The 3,895-nt window shown below is 74.3% G+C and carries 3 protein-coding genes and 1 pseudogene; 3 read left to right on the forward strand and 1 reads right to left on the reverse strand.

Translation table 11 applies throughout. From position 1 onward, the window contains the following. The coding region (locus tag ACFU99_RS26290; RefSeq protein WP_384396205.1) for an AAA family ATPase at window positions 1-1,127 on the reverse strand (1,127 nt) is incomplete at its 3' end. A 457-nt stretch (window positions 1,128-1,584) separates the two neighbouring features. On the opposite strand from ACFU99_RS26290, the pseudogene ACFU99_RS26295 reads away from it, so the two are divergent. The 3 genes and pseudogenes from ACFU99_RS26295 to ACFU99_RS26305 all read left to right on the forward strand — a co-directional run. Continuing rightward, window positions 1,585-1,689: pseudogene (locus ACFU99_RS26295) on the forward strand (FtsX-like permease family protein); the annotation flags it as partial. A gap of 97 nt (window positions 1,690-1,786) precedes the next feature. Further along, window positions 1,787-2,680, forward strand: coding sequence for an FtsX-like permease family protein (locus ACFU99_RS26300; protein ID WP_384396208.1), 894 nt, complete (start codon window positions 1,787-1,789; stop codon window positions 2,678-2,680). Window positions 2,681-2,892: 212 nt separating this feature from the next. Next, window positions 2,893-3,895: DUF2993 domain-containing protein (locus tag ACFU99_RS26305; RefSeq protein ID WP_384396211.1), on the forward strand; the 1,003-nt coding region annotated here is incomplete at its 3' end.

Raw genomic sequence — 3,895 nt, forward strand, 5'->3', positions numbered from 1 at the left:
GTCAGGGCCTGCGCCAGGCCGCCGAGCTCGGCGCGCAGCGCGTCGCGCTCGCCGGTGAGTTCGGCGATCCGGTCGTCGTCGCCCTCCAGCTCGGTGAGGCGGGCGGCGCTCTCCTCGGCCCACGCCAGGACGGCGGCGATGTCCTGGCCGTACTTGCGGGTCAGCGCGGTGAGCGCCGCGCGGCGCTCCTCCACGGCCGCGAGCCGCAGCGGGTCGGCGTCCAGATTGTCCGCGTAACCGGCCAGCTCCCCCGCCACGTCGGCGAGCAGGATGCCGACCTCGCCGAGCCGGTCGGCGAGGGCCGCGAGGGCCGGGTCGTGAGCGCGTACGGCCTCCAGGGCGCGGTGCGCGCCCCCGGTGAGGGTGGTGGCGTCGACGCCCTCCGGGTCCTCGGGGTTCCCGGCGAGCGCGGCGTGCGCCAGGGCCGCGGCGGAGGCGAGGGACTCGGCGTGGCCGAGGCGCTCGGCCTCGGCGGCGAGTTCGGCGTCCTCGCCGGGGAGCGGCTCGACGGCGGCGACCTCGTCGAGGCCGAACCGCAGCAGCCCCGCCTCCTGGGCGCGCTCGCGGGCGCGCGTGGTCAGCTCCTCCAGCTCGGCCGCGATCGCCCGCAGCCGCCGGTACGCGCCGGAGTACTTCGCGAGCGGCGCCGCCACCGCGTCCCCGGCGTACCGGTCGAGCGCCTCGCGCTGCCGGGCCGGGCGCAGCAGCCCCTGCTGGTCGGTCTGCCCGTGCACGGCGACGAGGTCGTCCGCCAGCTCCGCGAGCAGCCCCACGGGCGCGCTCCGGCCGCCCACATGGGCGCGGGAGCGGCCCTCGGCGGAGAGCGTGCGGCTGATCAGGAGCGCGCCCTCGTCGAGTTCGGCGCCCGCCTCCACGGCCCGTACGGCCGCGGCCGAGCCGTCCGCGACGACGATCCGTCCCTCCACCACCGCGGCCTTGGCCCCGATCCGGACCAGGGCGGGGTCGGCGCGTCCGCCGAGCAGCAGGCCGAGGCTGGTGACGACCATGGTCTTGCCGGCGCCGGTCTCGCCGGTCACCGCGGTGAAACCGGGTGACAGCTCGACGACGGCGTCATCAATGACGCCCAGTGAACGAATCCGCATCTCCTCCAACACGGATACGACCATACGAGGTTCCGGGGCCCACTTGCGACGGCCACCCCCTGGGTGCGCCGCCGCGGAGCGCCTCCGGAGAGCCCCTGGGGTGCCTCTTGGGGCGTCCCTGGGGACAGCCCCACCCCTGATCAGGGTGGACGCTCCATGGCCCTGGCACCACCGCGGGCCGGAGGGTGGACGGTGATCCCATCCTGCTCACCGCCAAGCTCACCGCGAGAGGTCCCCCATGCCCAACGGACTGGCGCGCGCCGCTCTGCGCGGCCACCGGCCCGCGTTCGCCGGCACCGCCGTAGCCGCCCTGTTCGCCGCCACGGTCATCAGCGCGTCGACCACCATGCTGGCCGCCACCGGCGCCGACGGCCTCTCTCCCGCCGCCCGCCGGGCCCTGGACGCGAACGGCGTGGGCTCCATGGCCGCCGTCATGCTGATCGGCTCGGTCTATCTGTCGATATTCGTGATCGTGTCGACCATGGGCACGGCCGTGGCGCAGCAGCACCGCGAGTTCGCGATGCTCCGGGCGATCGGCGCCCGGCCCCGGCAACTGCGCCGCGCCGTGGCCGTACAGGCGCTCGCGGCCGCGGTCCCCTCGGCGGTGGCGGGGTGCGGGCTCGGCGTCCTGGTGGCCCGCTGGTGGTTCGGCGCTGGCGGGGCACGGGCTGATCCCGGCGGAGGTGCCCTTCCGCTTCACCCTGCTCGCGCTGCCCGTCTGCCTGGCGGTCGCCGCCGTGACATCGGCGCTCGCGGGCATGGGCGCCGCCGCGCGCTTCACCTGGCTGCGCCCCGCCAAGGCCCTGGCGGAGGCCGCCTCGGGGCGAAAGGGGCTCGGGCTGGTCCGTACCCCGCTCGGGGTGCTCGCGCTCGCCGGGGGCGGCGTGCTGAGCGCGGTGGTCTCCACGCTGCCGGCGGAGAAGGCGGGCCAGTCGGCGTTCCTGGTGCTGATCCTGTTCTGCGCGGGCGTGGGGCTGCTCGGGCCGCGGATCATCGGCCCGGCGGCGTGGCTGGCCGCGCGTGTCACGCGGCCGTTCGGCAGCGCCGCGGAACTGGCGATGATCAACGTCACCTCGCAGACCCGGCGGTTCGCGGCGGCGGTGGTCCCGCTGACCCTGGTGGTCGGCTTCGGCGTCACGAAGATCGCCGTGCATACGACGGCGGCGTACCGCACCGGGTCGGCGGGCAGCTCCGGCGAGGTGTGGCTGGACTACACCGGTACGGGCCTGTACGCGGCCTTCGCGGCCATCGCCGCCGCCAACACCCTCGCCATGATCACCTTCGAGCGGCGGCGCGACCTCGCACTGCTCCGCGTGGTCGGCACCGCCCCTGCCCAACTGCGCACCATGGCCGCTTGGGAGGCGCTGGTGGTGGCCCTGACCGCGCTGCTCATCGGCACAGCCGTAGCCCTGCTCACCCTCGCCCCCATCCTCCGCACCGCCTACGGCTCCGCCCTCCCCCACCTCCCCTGGCCGGTGCCCGCCGCCATCGCGGCCACCACCCTGACCCTGACGCTCCTGTCCACGGGCATCCCCGTACTGACGAGCCTGCGCCGCCGGGCGATCACGGCGCTGTGAAAACCTGGCGCGCCAACGAGGGGCGCGCCACACCGACCGCATGAATGCCCAGCGCAACCCAGCGCCCCGTCAGGGGCGCGGGGAACGGCGCGAGAAACCACAACGGGCCCGCAGCCGAACACCCGTGGTAGCGGCCGACAGACCCGTCACATTCGGTACGTACCCCCGGTAGGACTTGCCATCGAGGGGACTTGACGTGTTGGGATGGCCCGATGCGCTCCCCCACACGCATACCCAACCCTCCCCATGGCCCCGTCGAGCACTCCCCTCACAGCCCGCCCGACGAGCCGTCCCCCCGCCCGTACCCCAACCCCTACGAAGAACTCGGCGCACTCGCCGGGCCCGAGGACGACCCGCTCCGCCTCGGGCTGCGGTACGACGCCGAAGAGCCCGAAGAGGAATGGTCACCGCCCGTACACCGCCGCGGCGGCGGCCGTGGCCGCAAGCGCTTCGCGGCCATCCCCATCACCTTCAAACTGCTGGTCACCGCCGTCTTCCTCGTCGCCTTCGCCCTCCTCGCCGACCGCTGCGCCGTCATGTACGCGGAGAAGCAGGCCCAGCACAAGCTCCAGCAGGACATGCACCTGGCGACCGCGCCCGAAGTGGACATCAAGGGCTTCCCGTTCCTCACCCAAGTCTTCGACAAGCGCCTGAAGGAAGTGGACGTCACGATCCCGGACGTCGCCGCCGACCGCGTGTCGCTGGCGAAGGTACGTGCGGCCGCCAAGGACGTACGGATCACCGGCGACCTGCCGACGTCCGTACGCGGCGCCGTCATCGGGAGCATGGACGGCGACGTGCTCCTCACCTTCGAGGACATGAACCGCGAACTGGGCTCGTCGCAGATGAAGTTCAGCGACCATGGCGACAACTCCATCCGCGCCGACGGCAAACTGAACGTCGCGGGTCAGGAGCTGCGCGTCGAGGCGCGGGCGCACATCCGCCGCGAGGGCGACCGCGGCGTGTCCACCGACATCGACGGCATGCTCCTCGACATCCCCGGCGTGGCCGCGTACCGGCCGGGCAAGCACGAGGGGCTCCGTCTCCACCGCGAGCTGGCCGACCGCGTCAGCCGGGACGCGGCCCGCGCGAAGGCGATGCTGTCGGTGCCCGCGGTCGTCGACCGGCTCGGCGTGCCGCGCGGCACGGTGAAGGCGGCGCTGCACGACGAGGACCGGCTGCACAAGCTGACCGGGGCGCCGCGGTTCGCCGACA

It is taken from the genome of Streptomyces sp. NPDC057654, assembly GCF_042800135.1.
In the GTDB taxonomy this organism is placed as follows: Bacteria; Actinomycetota; Actinomycetes; order Streptomycetales; family Streptomycetaceae; genus Streptomyces.